15 protein-coding genes, 1 tRNA gene and 1 other RNA gene are annotated in these 14,791 nt (G+C 67.3%); 5 read left to right on the top strand and 12 right to left on the bottom strand.

What is annotated here, in order from left to right:
- Nucleotides 1-5: 5 nt before the first annotated feature.
- Together map and MF407_RS05565 are read left to right on the top strand one after the other, a co-directional pair.
- Nucleotides 6-866 carry a type I methionyl aminopeptidase gene (gene map / locus MF407_RS05570; protein ID WP_129626681.1) on the top strand — a complete coding sequence of 287 codons (861 nt, stop codon included), beginning with the start codon at nucleotides 6-8 and terminating at the stop codon, nucleotides 864-866.
- A 20-nt stretch (nucleotides 867-886) separates the two neighbouring features.
- Nucleotides 887-1,651: an ROK family protein gene (locus MF407_RS05565; RefSeq protein ID WP_129626679.1), complete on the top strand. Its 765-nt coding sequence runs from the start codon at nucleotides 887-889 to the stop codon at nucleotides 1,649-1,651.
- A 60-nt stretch (nucleotides 1,652-1,711) separates the two neighbouring features.
- Here the strand turns inward: MF407_RS05565 and MF407_RS05560 are convergent, their stop codons facing one another.
- The 3 genes from MF407_RS05560 to MF407_RS05550 all read right to left on the bottom strand — a co-directional run bounded on the left by MF407_RS05560 (nucleotide 1,712) and on the right by MF407_RS05550 (nucleotide 3,849).
- Nucleotides 1,712-2,851 carry a peptidoglycan bridge formation glycyltransferase FemA/FemB family protein gene (locus tag MF407_RS05560; RefSeq protein WP_141928778.1) on the bottom strand — a complete coding sequence of 380 codons (1,140 nt, stop codon included), beginning with the start codon at nucleotides 2,849-2,851 and terminating at the stop codon, nucleotides 1,712-1,714.
- Nucleotides 2,852-2,953: 102 nt separating this feature from the next.
- On the bottom strand, nucleotides 2,954-3,130 hold the full coding sequence (locus tag MF407_RS05555; protein WP_168990280.1) for a hypothetical protein: 177 nt from the start codon (nucleotides 3,128-3,130) through the stop codon (nucleotides 2,954-2,956).
- A 59-nt stretch (nucleotides 3,131-3,189) separates the two neighbouring features.
- On the bottom strand, nucleotides 3,190-3,849 hold the full coding sequence (locus MF407_RS05550) for an MBL fold metallo-hydrolase (protein WP_141928779.1): 660 nt from the start codon (nucleotides 3,847-3,849) through the stop codon (nucleotides 3,190-3,192).
- A gap of 144 nt (nucleotides 3,850-3,993) precedes the next feature.
- On the opposite strand from MF407_RS05550, the gene MF407_RS05545 reads away from it, so the two are divergent.
- Nucleotides 3,994-5,436 carry a GuaB1 family IMP dehydrogenase-related protein gene (locus tag MF407_RS05545; RefSeq protein ID WP_141929536.1) on the top strand — a complete coding sequence of 481 codons (1,443 nt, stop codon included), beginning with the start codon at nucleotides 3,994-3,996 and terminating at the stop codon, nucleotides 5,434-5,436.
- Nucleotides 5,437-5,593: 157 nt separating this feature from the next.
- On the opposite strand, the gene rnpB is transcribed toward MF407_RS05545, so the two are convergent.
- An RNA gene (gene rnpB / locus MF407_RS05540) (RNase P RNA component class A) lies at nucleotides 5,594-5,943 on the bottom strand.
- Between the two features lie 31 nt (nucleotides 5,944-5,974).
- Entirely contained in the window at nucleotides 5,975-7,414 is a 1,440-nt protein-coding gene (locus tag MF407_RS05535; RefSeq protein WP_239701701.1) for an RNB domain-containing ribonuclease, read from the bottom strand.
- 82 nt (nucleotides 7,415-7,496) lie between these two features.
- Between MF407_RS05535 and MF407_RS05530 the strand changes: the two genes are divergently transcribed.
- Both MF407_RS05530 and MF407_RS05525 read left to right on the top strand, forming a co-directional pair.
- The gene (locus MF407_RS05530) at nucleotides 7,497-8,246 is read left to right on the top strand and encodes a peroxide stress protein YaaA (protein WP_239701700.1); all 750 of its coding nucleotides are present in this window, start codon (nucleotides 7,497-7,499) and stop codon (nucleotides 8,244-8,246) included.
- Nucleotides 8,239-9,303: an SLC13 family permease gene (locus tag MF407_RS05525; RefSeq protein WP_239701699.1), complete on the top strand. Its 1,065-nt coding sequence runs from the start codon at nucleotides 8,239-8,241 to the stop codon at nucleotides 9,301-9,303. The genes MF407_RS05530 and MF407_RS05525 overlap by 8 nt, the downstream gene beginning before the upstream one ends.
- A gap of 48 nt (nucleotides 9,304-9,351) precedes the next feature.
- Here the strand turns inward: MF407_RS05525 and MF407_RS05520 are convergent, their stop codons facing one another.
- The 7 genes from MF407_RS05520 to MF407_RS05490 form a co-directional block, all read right to left on the bottom strand.
- Nucleotides 9,352-10,536, bottom strand: a complete 1,185-nt coding sequence (locus MF407_RS05520; protein ID WP_129626663.1) for an O-succinylhomoserine sulfhydrylase — start codon at nucleotides 10,534-10,536, stop codon at nucleotides 9,352-9,354.
- A gap of 7 nt (nucleotides 10,537-10,543) precedes the next feature.
- Nucleotides 10,544-11,746 (bottom strand): bifunctional RNase H/acid phosphatase, encoded by a 1,203-nt coding sequence (locus MF407_RS05515; protein WP_129626661.1) that lies wholly within the window; start codon nucleotides 11,744-11,746, stop codon nucleotides 10,544-10,546.
- Between the two features lie 7 nt (nucleotides 11,747-11,753).
- Nucleotides 11,754-12,494 carry a C4-type zinc ribbon domain-containing protein gene (locus MF407_RS05510; protein WP_129626659.1) on the bottom strand — a complete coding sequence of 247 codons (741 nt, stop codon included), beginning with the start codon at nucleotides 12,492-12,494 and terminating at the stop codon, nucleotides 11,754-11,756.
- Nucleotides 12,491-13,375 (bottom strand): Nif3-like dinuclear metal center hexameric protein, encoded by an 885-nt coding sequence (locus tag MF407_RS05505; RefSeq protein ID WP_129626657.1) that lies wholly within the window; start codon nucleotides 13,373-13,375, stop codon nucleotides 12,491-12,493. The genes MF407_RS05510 and MF407_RS05505 overlap by 4 nt, the downstream gene beginning before the upstream one ends.
- 316 nt (nucleotides 13,376-13,691) lie before the next feature.
- Nucleotides 13,692-13,764 (bottom strand) — tRNA-Val (locus tag MF407_RS05500).
- Between the two features lie 46 nt (nucleotides 13,765-13,810).
- Nucleotides 13,811-14,278 (bottom strand): peroxiredoxin, encoded by a 468-nt coding sequence (locus MF407_RS05495; RefSeq protein WP_129626656.1) that lies wholly within the window; start codon nucleotides 14,276-14,278, stop codon nucleotides 13,811-13,813.
- 13 nt (nucleotides 14,279-14,291) lie between these two features.
- Entirely contained in the window at nucleotides 14,292-14,711 is a 420-nt protein-coding gene (locus MF407_RS05490; protein ID WP_129626654.1) for a DUF3052 domain-containing protein, read from the bottom strand.
- Nucleotides 14,712-14,791 lie beyond the last annotated feature (80 nt).

Here is a 14,791-nt window from a genome sequence, read left to right as displayed (position 1 = left end):
ACCTTATGCCGCTACGCAGTCCGATGGTCGCCGGAACGATCAGTCCTCGCCGTCCGGTGCCGTCCTCAATCGCCCGCCCCGAGTACGTCGACCGGCCGGAACCGACGCCGTTCGAGGGATCGGAGATCAAGGACGCCGCCACGATCGAACGCATGCGGCTCGCCGGACGCCTCGGTGCGCAGGCGCTGCAGGCCGCCGGTGCTGCCGTCCGGCCGGGTGTCACCACGGACGAACTCGACCGCGTCGCACACGAGTTCCTGCTCGACCACCACGCCTACCCCTCGACGCTCGGCTACCGCGGCTTCCCCAAGTCGCTGTGTACCAGCGTCAACGAGGTCATCTGTCACGGCATCCCCGACGATCGCGAGTTGCAGGACGGCGACATCGTCAAGATCGACGTCACCGCCTACATCGACGGCGTCCACGGCGACAACTGCGCCACCTTCCTGGTGGGCGACGTCGCCCCCGAAGTACGCGACCTGGTCGACCGCACCCAGGAAGCGATGCTGCGCGGCATCAAGTCCGCGATGCCGGGTCGGCAGTTCAACGTGGTCGGACGAGTGATCGAGAAGTACGCCGCCCGTTTCGGCTACGGCGTGGTGCGCGACTACACCGGACACGGCATCGGCACCAGTTTCCACTCCGGCCTGATCGTCCCGCATTACGACGCAGCGCCGGCGTACGACGACGTCATCGAGCCCGGCATGACCTTCACCGTCGAGCCGATGATCACCCTCGGCACCCACGAATGGGAACTGTGGGATGACGGATGGACGGTCACCACGGCCGACAAGTCGTGGTGCGCACAGTTCGAACACACCGTCCTGATGACGCAGGACGGCCCGGAGATCCTCACCCTCCCGTGACGGAGAAGGAGAACGACACAATGGCAAAGGCCAAGACCTACGCCCTCGGCATCGACGTCGGCGGCAGCGGCATCAAAGGCGCCCCGGTCGACCTCGACAAGGGCAAGTTCGCGACGGACCGTCTGCGGATCGACACTCCGAAACCGGCCACCCCGGACGCGGTTGCCGAAGTCATCGAGCAGATCGCCGAGAACTTCGCGGACGAGACCAAGGGCGAGGCGATCGGCATCACCTTCCCCGCCGTCGTGATGCACGGCGTGGTGAAGACCGCGGCGAACATCGACAAGTCCTGGATCGAGACCGAGATCGAGCAGAAGCTGGAGAAGAGGCTCGGCCGCGACATCAGCGTCCTCAACGATGCCGACGCGGCCGGCGTGGGCGAACTGCACTTCGGCGCCGCCAAGGACCAGAAGGGTGTGGTCGTGATGACCACGCTCGGCACCGGCATCGGCACCGCGATCTTCAACAACGGTGTGCTGGTTCCGAATTCGGAACTCGGACACATCGAGATCGACGGTCACGACGCCGAATCACGCGCTGCCGAGAGCGTCCGCGATAAGGAGGACCTCTCCTGGGAGAAGTGGGCCGAGCGCCTGCAGAAGTACTACTCCACCCTGGAGAACCTGCTGTGGCCTGACCTCATCGTCGTCGGCGGCGGGGTGAGCAAGAAGCACGAGAAGTTCCTGCCGCTGCTCGACCTGCGTACCAAGATCGTGCCGGCGAAGCTCCAGAACGACGCGGGCATCATCGGTGCCGCATGGACCGCCCGCCACAAGCGCGACTGACCCCGAGCGCCGAATCCGCGCATCCTGCGGTGATCCGCGCACCTGTCACGGTGCGCGAATCTACTTTTCCTGCTCGGATTTGTTCGGACGCAGCTTGGCGAATGTGCCCTTCGGGTCTTTGACCGCCGACTTCACCTGCGGCACACCCTTCTTCAGCACCGTGCGCACCTTGGGCAGGGCCTTGGCGAACGCGGGGTACAGCGGCGAGAGCGGCCGGTCCCAGGTGCCGATGAGCATGTTCTCGTGCTTGGCGAACTGCCGCTTGAAGTCGCTGATGCCGTCGTTGAGCAGGCCGTTGAAGTCGTAACGGGACACGCCCTGCTCACGGACATGCTTCATCGCGTGGAACTTCAGGCCGTAGTTCAGGCGCAGCTTCATGCCGCGCTCGTTGACGCCGCCGTACAACTCGAAGGCCGTCGTCGCCGAGACCACCAGCCAGACGAACGCGACGACCTGGTCGCCCTCCCAGGCCGCGATCAGCTGGGACCGCTCCCCCATCAGGTCGCGGATGCCGCGGTGGTAGTCGTCGCTGTGCACCGCGAAGCCCGCTCGCCGCGCGGTCTCGTTGTTGATCGCCAGCACCTGGGCGAGGTCCTCGTCGGTCTCGACCAGTCCGAAGCGGACGTTCTCGGCCTTGAACGACTTGCGCACGTTCTGTCGCGCACTTGAACCGAGGCCCTTCATCAGGGCATCGTCGTCCTGGCTGCAGTCGACGACGAGGGTCCGTGGGATCAGACCGGTGTTCTCGCTGGGCGAAAAGGCCTTGGCTGCAATGTCTTTCAACCATTGCGGCGCCGGCTGCGACTGCAGCTGTGCGAGAGCTTCGTCGTCGGTGCCCTTCGGCATCGGCGAGTAGCCGGCCTCCCAGTCGGGCTCGATCGACAGTGCGATCGGCTGCCGCTCGCGCTTCACCCAGCCCGCGAGCGCGTCGAGCACCTCGGCGCGCCGAGCCTCATCCTGCACCTGGGGCCCGCGCGGGATGTAGGACAGGCTGCGGAACGGCTGCGGCAGCTTGCGGTGCAGCACCTGCGCCGACCCGACGATCCGGTCACCGTCGCGGACGACGAGCCGGTCTGCGGTCCACTCATACCTCGACTTCAGCTCACCCCAGCCCCAAAGTTGCAGCGGGTGTCCCCCGGCGGCGTCGACGAGTTCGTCCCATTCGGTCTGATCGGTGCACAGGGCGACGCTCAAAGTCATGCGGTCAGGCTATCCACCAACTGACTGCGACGGGTGGGCAGAGGCCGTGCGCGGTCGCAACAGCGGCCGACGTTCTTTACTAAGGGCGTAGTTGAAGGTTCTTCACCGGACGCGGGCGCGCTTGCGCACCTTCTTGGGCACCGACTCGGCGAGCTCGTAACGGCGGCGGTCGATCCGCTCCGCGTGTCCCCACTTGGCCAGACGCGATAGAACGACCGGGCACTTCTTGCACCGGGTGTCCTTCTTGCAGCACTTCTTCTTGGCGGTGAGTTGGGGCACCGTTCGAGCTTAGGTCACCTGAGCCCGGACGGTGAATCCGACGGCGCGAGGTTACGGCGTCAGAGGGTGAACTCGGTGGCCTTCTCCCGGCGCAGATCACGCACGGGGACGCCACCGTCCAGCCCGAAGTCGCCGATGTGCTGCAGGTACATCGCACGACCGGCCTCCGACAGGGTGCCGTCGTGGATCGGGACGACCTCGCGTGGTGCGATCCGCCGGACGAAGGCGATTGTTTCCTTGACCGCGCCCCACGGCGCGGAGACGGGCACCGCGAGGATGTCGATCCGGTCGAGGGGCTGACCATCCAGTGCGTCGCCGGGGTGGAACAGCGTCGGCTCTCCCTCCACCTGGAACATCAGGCCGAGGTTGGGGATGCGGTCGACGTACGGGTGGATCTCGGCGTGCTGCTGCCCGATCGGGGTGACCCGCACCGAGCCGATCTCGAAACTCTGACCGGCGCGGTTCTCGGTCGCTTGGATGTCGTTCTCCTGCAACGTTCTCAGCGATCCTGTGTCGGCGAACACCGAGGCGTCCGGGTTGCGTTCCAGCACACCCCTCAGCTTCGTGACGTCCAGGTGATCGGCGTGCTGGTGGGTGATCAGGACGGCATCGACGACACTGACGGCCGCGACGTCCGAGAACGAACCCGGGTCGATGAGCATGCGTGCGTCGGCGTACTCGACCAGGAGGCAGGCATGACCGAGGTGGGTGATCTTCATGCCAGCCACCGTACGAGTCGGCGCACGGACGCGGAGGCGTTCCGGGCGAACAACTGACGAGCGCCCACATCGCGAACACGACACGAACGCGCGGGTGTTCCTGGGCGCGACGTACCATTACCTCCCGTGAAACTCCTCGGTGAAATGCCCCCGTTCGATCTCACGTACAGCGACGTGTTCATGGTTCCGTCGCGGTCATCGGTGACCAGTCGCCTCGACGTCGACCTGTCCACGCCGGACGGTGTGGGCACCACCATCCCGCTGGTGGTCGCGAACATGACCGCGGTGTCGGGTCGACGCATGGCCGAGACCGTCGCTCGACGCGGCGCGATCGCGGTGCTGCCCCAGGACATTCCGGTGCACGCGGTCACCGAGACGATCGACTACGTCAAGGCGGCACACACCGTCTACGAGACCCCGGTGACGGTGTCGGCCGAGGCTCCGGTGGCGTCCGCGATCGCCCTGCTGGGCAAGCGCGCGCACAAGGCCGCCGTGGTCGTGGACGCCGACCACCGTCCGGTCGGAGTGGTCACCGAAGGCGACCTGCGCGATGTCGACCGCTTCACCACCGTCGGTCAGGTCATGTCCTGCGACCTGTTCAGCGTGACTCCGGACGCCGACCTCGACCAGGTCTACGACGACCTCGCCAAGCACCACCTCGGCCTCGCGCCGGTGGTGAAGGACGGCGAGCTGCAGGGAGTGCTGACCCGCAAGGGCATCCTGCGCAGCGCGATCTATCAGCCCGCGCTGGATGACCGGGGGCGCCTGCGGATCGGCACCGCGATCGGCATCAACGGCGACATCGCCGCCAAAGCGAAGGCGATGCTCGAAGCGGGCTCGGACGTGCTGGTCGTCGACACCGCGCACGGCCACCAGGACAAGATGCTCGACGCACTCGACGTCGTGAAGTCCGCCCGTGACGAGCACGAGGCGTCCACCGGAACCCGTATCCCGATCGCCGCCGGCAACGTGGTGACCGCCGACGGCGCCCGCGACCTGGCGAGCGCCGGTGCCGACATCATCAAGGTCGGAGTCGGACCGGGCGCCATGTGCACCACCCGCATGATGACCGGCGTGGGACGCCCGCAGTTCTCGGCGGTGCTCGAATGTGCAGCTGCGGCAACGGAACTCGGCGCGCATGTCTGGGCGGACGGCGGCGTGAAGTACCCGCGCGATGTCGCTCTCGCCCTTGCCGCCGGAGCCGGTTCGGTGATGATCGGCTCGTGGTTCGCGGGCACCTGGGAGAGCCCCGGTGACCTCAACCGGGACGCGTCCGGCAGGTTCTACAAGGAGTCGTTCGGCATGGCGTCCGCCCGTGCGGTGAGCAACCGGACGCAGGGACGCACCGCGTTCGACCGCGCCCGCTCGGCGTTGTTCGAGGAAGGCATCTCGTCCTCGAAGATGTACCTCGACGCCCAGCGCCCCGGCGTGGAAGACCTCATCGACTCGATCATCGCCGGTGTCCGCTCCAGCTTCACCTACGCGGGTGCCCGCAACATCGCCGAGTTCCGCGAGCGCGCGACGGTCGGTGTGCAGAGCGCGAGTGGTTACGACGAGGGCCGCCCCCGCGAGACCTCCTGGAGCTGAGGCCGCTACACCCGTAGTCAAGGGATCCGGTCGCAATGGCGACCGGATCCCTCCGCTGTGGCGGCTTTCAGCGGTTGCTGAGGAAACTCCGTAATCCGGCGAGGTCGTCGGTGTCGTGCGTGGGTGTTGATCCGGTTCCGCAGAAGTGGGCGTGCCGGGGATGAGCCGGCCGATACGCCGGGTTCAGTCATTGGGCGACCATCCATCTAGGACGACTGTTGCCAGTCGCCTCCAGCGGCCTACCCGCATGCTCGGGCGAGCAGCCCTCGGGCGCATGCTGTCTGGCCTTGCTCCGGGTGGGGTTTACCTAGCCGCCCCAGTCACCTGGGGCGCTGGTGGTCTCTTACACCACCGTTTCACCCTTACCTGCGCGAGCGCAGGCGGTCTGCTTTCTGTGGCACTGTCCCGCGGGTCACCCCGGGTGGCCGTTAGCCACCACCCTGCTCTTCGGAGCCCGGACGTTCCTCGGCGGGAGCGAACTCCCGACGCGGCCGCCTGGCCGGCTCATCCGTGGTCGAGTCTATCGGTACCCGTTCACTCAGGCGAGCGCGAACTCCACCTTGCCGGCCGCGATGTCGGCGGAGACCACCTTCACCTGAACGGTGGAACCGAGCTCGGCGGTGCCGGGCACCGGCTGGATCACCGCGTGCTCGGTCAGTTGCACCAGCAACCCCTCCTTGCCGTTGTTGTCGACCACGACGGCCTCGAAGGACTCTCCGACGTGGCCGGACATGAACGCCGCCTCGATGATGTCGGTCGCGGCCCGTTCGGCTTTGCGGGCCAGTTCGTCGGACTTCTTCATGTCGTCCGGAAGGGTCGCAAGGGCCGATCGCACCCATTGCGGCACCTCGGCGTCACGGCTGAGCGCCTCACAGATCACCAGGCCGTAGCGGTCCACGAGGCGCCGAAGCGGCGCGGTGACGTGGGCGTACGGCGCTGCCACCGCAGCCTGCTGAGTGACCTCGGGGATGTCGCCGTCGAAGCAGGTGTAACCGGCTCCGCGGAACAGCCCGGTGGCCTCGTAGATCAGCGCGAGGTGCTTGGGGTTGTCGCGGTCGAGGGTGCGCAGGAACTCACCGTAGGTGAGGTCCGAACGCCACTCGGCGCCGAGCGCCTGAGCGGCCCGCTTGAACCGTGCGACCGCGTTGCCCTCAGGTTCGGGCATCGTGCGCAGCACGCCGATCTGGTTGTGCAGCATCATCTCTGCGGCCGCCATGCCCGTCAGCAGCGAGATCTGTGCGTTCCAGTCCTCGGCGGGTACCGGCGGACGCATGGTCAGCTCGTACCCGTTCTCCTTGCTGGTGACGACCTGCTCGGGCATCGGCAGGCTCGCGCCGCCACGGGCACGTTCCATGTCGATCCGCTTCTCGCCGATCTCCTTCAGCAGCATCAGGGACTCGTCGGCGTTGCCGGAGTCGACCTGCTCCTGGACGAAGTTGTAGTCCAGACGCTTCTTGCTGCTCACCATCGCCCGGTACACCTCGTAGGCGGTGCAGTCGCCGGACGCGTCCAGCTTCATGTTCCACACGAACGCGGGCCGCGTCTGCCCTTCGAGCAGGCTGGCTGCGTCCTCGCTGATCGTTGTGGGGTGCAACGGAATTCGTTGATCGGGCAGGTAGATGGTCTGTCCGCGTCGGTGCGTCTCGGCGTCGAGTGCTCCCCCGGTCTGCACGAACGCGGGGACGTCGGCGATCGCGTACCTCACGCGGTAGCCGTCGCCGTCCCGTTCCAGACACATTGCCTGGTCGAGGTCGGTCGAGCCTTCCGGGTCGATGGTGAAGAACGGCACGGCGGTCTCGTCGCGCTCCGGCAACTCCGGCGCGGCGACAGCCCGCCTTGCTTCCTCCTCCACCTCGGCCGGGAACTGCGCCGGTAGCTCCAGACGCTGCCGCAGGCCGTCGAAGGCAGCGGCGAGCTCAGGGCTCTCGACCTGATCCGAGGGGACTTCGCTGGTGACCTTGATGACGCGTTTGACCATGGCTCACACCCTAGGGAGCCGGACGTAGGTCGCGCGGGTTAGTGACTGAACGGATGGAGGCGCCCGCTCGTAGACTCACCGGGTGCTCGTGCTGCTGCCTCCCTCGGAATCCAAGACTCCCCGCTCCCGAGGTGGGGCGTACCGACCGGAGGCGATGTCCTTTCCCGAACTGGTCGACGCCCGGGAGGCTGTCATCGCGCGGGCCGGCGAGCTGAGCGAATCCGACACGGCTGCAACGGTGCTCGGGGTGAGCCCGAACCTCACCGAGGAGATAGCCCGCAACACACGTCTGCGGTCCGCGCCGGCGGTACCGGTCGCGGCCCTCTACACCGGCGTCCTGTACGACGCGCTGGATCTTCCTTCCCTCGACGCTGCCGCGCTGCGACGGGCGAACCGCTGGCTCGTCGTGCAATCCGCGCTGTTCGGAGCACTTCGGATGAAGGACAAGGTGCCGCCGTACCGGCTCTCGATGGCAGTCAACCTGCCGGGCGTCGGTCCACTCGCGTCGTTCTGGAAACCCTTGCTCGACGAACCGATGACCTCGGCTGCGGGCAAGGGTCTGATCGTCGACTGCCGCTCCAGCACGTACGCCGCCGCCTGGACACCGTCGGGCGACCTCGCTGCCCGCTGGGTGCAGATCAAGGTGCCCGGAGCCACCCACATGGCCAAGCACACCCGCGGTCTGGTTGCGCGCGCCATCTGCGAACTCGGACTCGACCCCCGTCGTCCCGAACAACTCGCCGATGGCCTCTCCGAGCAGTTCGAGGTGTCATGGGACGCCCCCACGAAGCCGGGCAGGCCCTGGGTTCTGTCGACGACCACGCGTGGTTGACCTGATCGAGCGCGTCGGACCGGTCATCGGGTTCCTGGTCGCGCTCACGATCGTCGCAGAGATCTCCGAGCGGGCCGGCGTCTTCGACGTGGCCGCCCACTGGGCCGCACGAGTGGCGCGCGGAAGCGTTCTTCAACTCTGGCTGCTGATCGTCGTGCTGGCTGTCGCGAGCACCATCGTGCTCAGCCTCGACACGACGGCTGTCCTGCTCACTCCGGTGGTACTCGCGGTCGCCCGCCAGGCCAAGCTCGATGGCACACTGTTCGCGCTGACCACCGTGTGGCTGGCGAACACGGCGTCGCTGCTGTTGCCGGTCTCGAACCTGACGAACCTGCTTGCGTTGCACAGCTTTTCCCGGATCCCCGACCATCCGTCCTACCTGAGCGTGATGTGGCGTCCGGCTCTCGCGGCCATCCTCGCGACGGTCGTCGTAGCCGCGATCCTGTACCGCAGACAACTACGTGGACGGTACGTGACCGCGCGTCCTGCGGACCCGCACGACCGCGTTCTGCTGCTCACCGCAGCCGGGGTCTGTGTCGCCCTCGGCCCGCTCTTCGTCAGCGGGATCATGCCGGTGTTCCCGGCGGCTGTCGCGGCGGCGTTTCTGCTGGTCGTCCTGGCGGTCCGAGACCGTCCCGGGCTGCGCGCGCTCGACCTGCCGTGGCGCACCGTCGCAGCGCTCGTCGTGCTGTTCGTGGTGGTCGACCTCGCCGGACGACACGGCCTCACCGACGCGATCGGAGCACTCACGGGCCAGGGTTCGTCGGTGACTGATCTCATGCGGCTCTCGGGTGTTTCCGCAGTACTCGGCAACCTCGGCAACAATCTGCCCACGTACCTCGCGATCGAGCCGGTCACCGGATCGCTCGATCGGCACGCTGCCCTGCTGGTCGGGGTGAACACCGGATCGATCGTCACGGTCTGGGGCACCGTCGCGACGCTGTTGTGGCGGCAACGCTGCCGCCGTGCCGGGGTGGAGGTGCCCCTGCGCACCTACACCTGGCAGAGCGCGCTGGTCGCCGTGTGCGCGGTCGTTGCAGCAACCCTCGTGATTTGAGGGGGAGACCGCCTCCGCGCTCCTCGGACCACCGGTCGGACGCCTGTGTCAGGTCGCCTTGTCGAGAGCCTGGGTGAGGTCACGCACCAGGTCGGCGGCGTCCTCCAGGCCGACCGAGATGCGTAGGACGCCGTCGGTGATCCCGATCGCCAGCCGCGCTTCCTCGCCCATGCGGCGGTGAGTGGTGGTGGCCGGGTGGGTGATCAGCGACTTGGAGTCGCCCAGGTTGTTGGAGATGTCGATGATCTGCAGCGCGTTCATCAGCTTGAACGCCTCGGCCTTGCCGCCGGCCAGGCGGAAAGTGACGACCGTGCCGCCCCCACCCATCTGCTTGCGTGCCAACTCGTACTGCGGGTGCGATTCCAGGTATGGGTACCAAACCTGTTCCACCGCAGGGTGATTCGCCAAGGTGCGCGCAACCTCGATAGCCGACCGGGCCATCTGATCCACGCGCAGACGCATGGTCTCCAGACCCTTGACCAGGACCCACGCGTTGAAGGGCGACAGCGACGGGCCGGTGTGCCTGATGAGGTTCTGGACAGGACCTTCGATGTAGTCCTTCGGCCCCAGGATCGCGCCACCGAGGACGCGTCCCTGTCCGTCGATGTGCTTGGTCGCGGAGTAGACGACGATGTCGGCGCCGTGCTCGAGCGGCTTGGAGTAGACGGGCGTGCCGAACACGTTGTCGACGACCACCTGGGCGCCGGCAGCGTGGGCGAGATCGCAGACTGCGCGGATGTCGACGAGTTCCTGCATCGGGTTGCTCGGCGTCTCGAAGAAGACCGCCGTCGTAGGAACGCTGAGGGCCTCGCGCCACTGATCGAGATCGGGACCGTCGACGAACACGGTCTCGACGCCCCAGCGCGGGAGGATCTCGTCCAGGATCACGAAGCAGGAGCCGAACAGTCCGCGGGATGCCACGACGCGGTCGCCGGCACCGAGCAGAGCCGCGAGTGCCGTGAAGACCGCGCCCATGCCTGAGCCGGTCGCGTAACAGGCCTCGGCGCCCTCCAACTGACGTAGGCGCTCCTCGAACACGGCGACGGTCGGGTTCCCGTAACGGCTGTAGACGAACCGATCCACCTCTGCCTTGAACGCCGCCTCGGCGTCCTCGGCGGTCTCGTAGACGAAACCCGACGTCAGATAAAGGGCTTCCGCCGTCTCCTCGAAACCGCTGCGGGACAAGCCTCCTCGTACCGCGACGGTGTCGGGGGCAAACTGCTGGTCGTCCATCTCGCTCCTACTGCGCTCGAGCACCGCGCGTCGCGCGAAGGTGATTCGTATCGTTCACGAAGCTCACCGAGCCGTGCCCGTCGGCCCAGAGTTCGAGACCTGTGAACGAACCCGGACCGATCGCGAGCATCCAGGCGTGTGCCAGATCGAGGCCGAGCACCTCGGCAAGCACGACCATGATCGGCTTGCGGTGCGTGGCCACCACGACCACACTCCCGTCGGACGCCGACTCGACGGCCCGGCGCAGGGCGTCCCGGACGCGGGACGTGAGTTGCTCGTGCGTCTCTCCCCCGCCCGGCGCCGCGTAGGTCGGGTCGTCACGCAGTCGCGCGAAGTCCTTGTGCTGCACCAGATCCCGCACGAGCTCGCCGTCCCACTCGCCGAAGTTCTGTTCGTCCCAGTCCGGGTCGATCTCGACCTGCCGGCCACGAGCTTCAGCCGCCGGACGGATGGTTTCCTGGGCGCGCGACAGGTCAGATGCGATGAACCGCACCGGCAGGTCGCCCGTCTTGGCGGCGATGCCCGCAGCGACCGATCGGGCTTGGGCGAGCCCTTGCTCGTTGAGGTCGGGGTTCGGTCCGCCGCGACCGTCGAGTCTTCCCTCGACGGTGAAGTCGGTGACTCCGTGGCGCACCAGCAGGACGCGAACCGGACGACCTGCCTGCGCAGGCGCCGGTGCGGGGGCAGCGGCTGCCTCGGCGTCGGTGGCATCGACGGCGGGCTCACTTACCTCGGCGGGGTCGTCGCGGTCGTCGGGTTCGGTTGTCCGCCAAAGATTCCGGACGACCGTTTCGCCGTCCATCGCCACATTGGACAGCTTGTCGGCGTCCTTGTTCTTCTCGCGCGGGATCCACGTCCAGGTCACGGTGCCGCCCGCGGTCGTCAATGACCGGACGATCTCCTGCGCCTCGAGGGCGAGGCGCTTCATGTCCTCGTGCTTGATCTTCCAACGACCGGCCATCTGCTCGACGACCAGCTTGGAATCCATCCGCACCTCGACGCGCGCGGACGGGTCGATCTCGGCGGCAGCCTCCAACCCGGCGATCAGACCGGAGTACTCGGCGACGTTGTTGCTGGCCGAACCGAGCGGCTCGGCGCGTTCGGCAAGCAGTTCTCCGGTGGATGCGTCCCGGACGAGGGCGCCGTATCCGGCCACCCCCGGATTGCCCCGAGAGCCGCCGTCGGCCTCGACGATGAGAGCCCGTGCCATCGAGCGCTTACAGCCCCGACTCGGATGTGCGGACGACGATCCGGCGGCAGTCCTCGCAGCGCAGGATCTCGTCCTCGGGTGCGTTCTTGAATTTCGCCAGCTCGGTCGCGTTCAGCTCAAGACCGCAGCCGCCGCACCGACGCTGCGTGAGCGCCGCTGCTGCGAGTCCGCCGCACTGCTCGCGCACCTTCTCATAGAGGCCGAGCAGATCGGTGCCGAGTCCGGGCGCGATCTGATCACGCTGCGCTGCAACGCTGTTCGACTCTTCGTCGATCTCGGCGATCGCCTGGTCGCGGTCGTTCGCGAGGGAGACGATCTTCTCGTCGAGCTCCGCCTTCTGTGCCTCGCGCCGGGCGAGAACGGCGCGCAGCTCCTCGGCACGCTCCATCACGGCGATTTCCTCGTCCTCGAGTTCGGCCTGTCGGCGCGCGAGGGTCTGCAGTTCGTGCTGCATGCCCTGCAGGTCCTTCGGCGAACCCTGGCCGGCGTCCAGGCGCTGCTGGTTGCGAGCGGCACGGTCGCGGACGAGCTGGACGGCGTCCTCGGCCTTGGTGATCTCCCGCTCGACGTCCTGGGCGGCCGTGCGAGCGAGCACGACCTCCTCGAAGAGTTCGTCCTGCTGCTTGGTCGCCTTCTCGATCTCGGCGAGCACCGGCAGCGTGCGCTTCTTGTGGGCGAGCTGCGTCAGGCGCGTGTCGAGCGCCTGCAGGTCGAGCATGCGCCACTGCTTTGCGAGGTCGGCTTTCATTCCTGGCTCCCAGAGTCCGGTGTCGAGTCGGTTGTCGAGTGGGTGCTGCCGACGAGGAAATCCCACGGATCGGTGCGCACTGTGCAGATGTCGGTGTCAACTGTAAGTCCGTCGCAGGCCAGGCGCTCCCGCAGCCGGTCGGCGGCTGCGTCGAGCCAGAGCGATTCGGTGGCCCAGTGGCCCGCGTCGATAAGGTAGGGCGGCCCGCCTCGCGCCTCTTCGCGCGCCTCGATGGCGGGGTGGTGACGCAGGTCGGCGGTCACGTAGACGTCCGCACCCGAGCGTCGCACGGCCTCGAAACGGTCGTCGCCGGCACCACCCAGGACGGCGACCCGACGGACCTGTGCTTTCGCTTCCCCACTGACCCGGATGCCGACCGGGGCAGGCGGCAGTGCGGACGCAAGATGCTCGGCGAAAGCCTTGAGCGACAACGGTTGCGGCAGGTCGCCGACGCGCCCGATGGGCTGGCCGTCCTCGTCGTCGAGGGCCTCGCAGTCATCCGGTAGACCGCACGCGGCCGCCAGCGCGTCGTTGACGCCGGGCCGCGCCACGTCGGCGTTGGTGTGCGCGCAGTACAGCGCCATGTCGGCGACCACCAGGGAGGTGATCGCCGCACCCTTGGCCGTGGTGGTGGCGACCGAGTTGATGCCGCGCAGCAGCAGAGGGTGGTGGGTGACCAACAGGTCGATGACGTCGTCCCGCGCTTGTTCGATGACGGCCAGCGTCGGGTCGACCGCGAACCTGATGCGCTGCACGGGTTGTTCGGGGTCTCCGGTCACCAGGCCGACGCGGTCCCAGGAGGCGGCGGTCGAGCTCGGGAAGAACTCCTCGAGCACCGAGATGACCTGCGCCAGAGTGGGACTCGTCGGGTCGGAAGTCATGGGTTCCTTCGAGCGGTTCGGGTTTGCGGGCGTCGCCAAGCCTACGGGTCGGGTGGCCGTCGAGTGTCACCGTGGTTTCGACACCGGACGCTGCTCCTTCGTCGCTGCATCCAGGCTCAACCAGCGGGAAAGGTGGGCCCCTGCGCCACGGAGCAGCGAAGGTGTGTGTAGCGAGCGAGGTTGGACCGCGAAGCCGGTGGTGGCACCTGGGCGACCACACTGGAAGGCTCAAGCCGCGGAACGGCGAAGGCGGGCAGCCGCCACGAAGTGAGCGGCTGCCCGCCTTCACGCCGAGGGAGCGGCAAATGTCATCGAGTGGGCCCGGCCGGCCTCGAACCGACGACACCCGCGGTGTAAACGCGGTGCTCTACCAACTGAGCTACAGGCCCTCGCCACGCACCGTCGGGTGCGGAGCTCGGTCAAGGGTAATGGGGTTCAGGACAGCTTCGCGACGGCCTCGTCGTAGCCGGCGAAGTCGCGGGCTTCGCCCGGGCCGTTGACCTGCGACCAGGTGATCGTGGCGCTGCCGTCGATGAGGAAGGTGCCGCGGATGGCCATGCCGGCGTCCTCGTTGAACACCCCGTAGTCCTGGGCGATCGAACCGTGCGGCCAGAAGTCGGACAGCAACGGAAAGTCGTAACCCTGGTCGTCCGCCCAGGCGCGCTGGGTGAACATCGGGTCGCAGGAGATTCCGACGACCTGCACCTTGTCGTTCGCGAAGCGCGACAGGTCATCGCGGATGGAGCACAGTTCGCCGGTGCAGATGCCGGAGAACGCGAACGGGTAGAACACCAGGAGCAGTGCTTTTTCGGAGGTCAGACCGGTGAGGGTCTGCTCCTGGCCGAACTGGTCCTTGGCGGTGAACGCGGCAGCCTGTTCGCCGACCTGCTTGGGGGAAGTCATGTGTCGCCTCTTCTCAGCGTTGCTTCTGGTGGCCGCCCTGGACCAGTTTGGTGGCGATCCAGTCGCCGGCTTTCGCGGTCGAACTCGCCTTGAGTCCAACGGTTTTCGCCGCCTCTTCGATGTCTGCGGCCTGAACGTGTTCCGGGTGGCCGGCCTTCGGCACCAACACGACCAGGAAACCCTTGTCGGCCAGCATGGCGAGTGCGTCGACACAGTCGTCGATGAGATCACCGTCGCCGTCGCGCCACCACAGCAGTACCGCGTCGACGACGCCGTCGAACTGGTCCTCCTCGAGGGCCGATCCGATGAGGTCCTCGACGTTCTCCCGGAGGGCGTCCTCGACGTCCTCGTCCCAACCGATCTCGAGTACGACCTGTCCTTCGGTGAACCCGATGCGGTTCGCCCAGGTGCCGCCGCCTGCGTCGTTAGCCATGTTCCTTCCCAGAGTGTTCGATTGCACCACCCGCTCGATCGTGCGCCGGTGATGCCGCCCCACGGTAGTGGACGCGCGGC

Source organism: Yimella sp. NH-Cas1 (genome assembly GCF_022359705.1).
In the GTDB taxonomy this organism is placed as follows: domain Bacteria; phylum Actinomycetota; class Actinomycetes; order Actinomycetales; family Dermatophilaceae; genus Yimella; species Yimella lutea.
The sequence above is the reverse complement of the archived record's forward strand: the minus strand, read 5'-3'. Positions and strand labels throughout refer to the sequence as shown.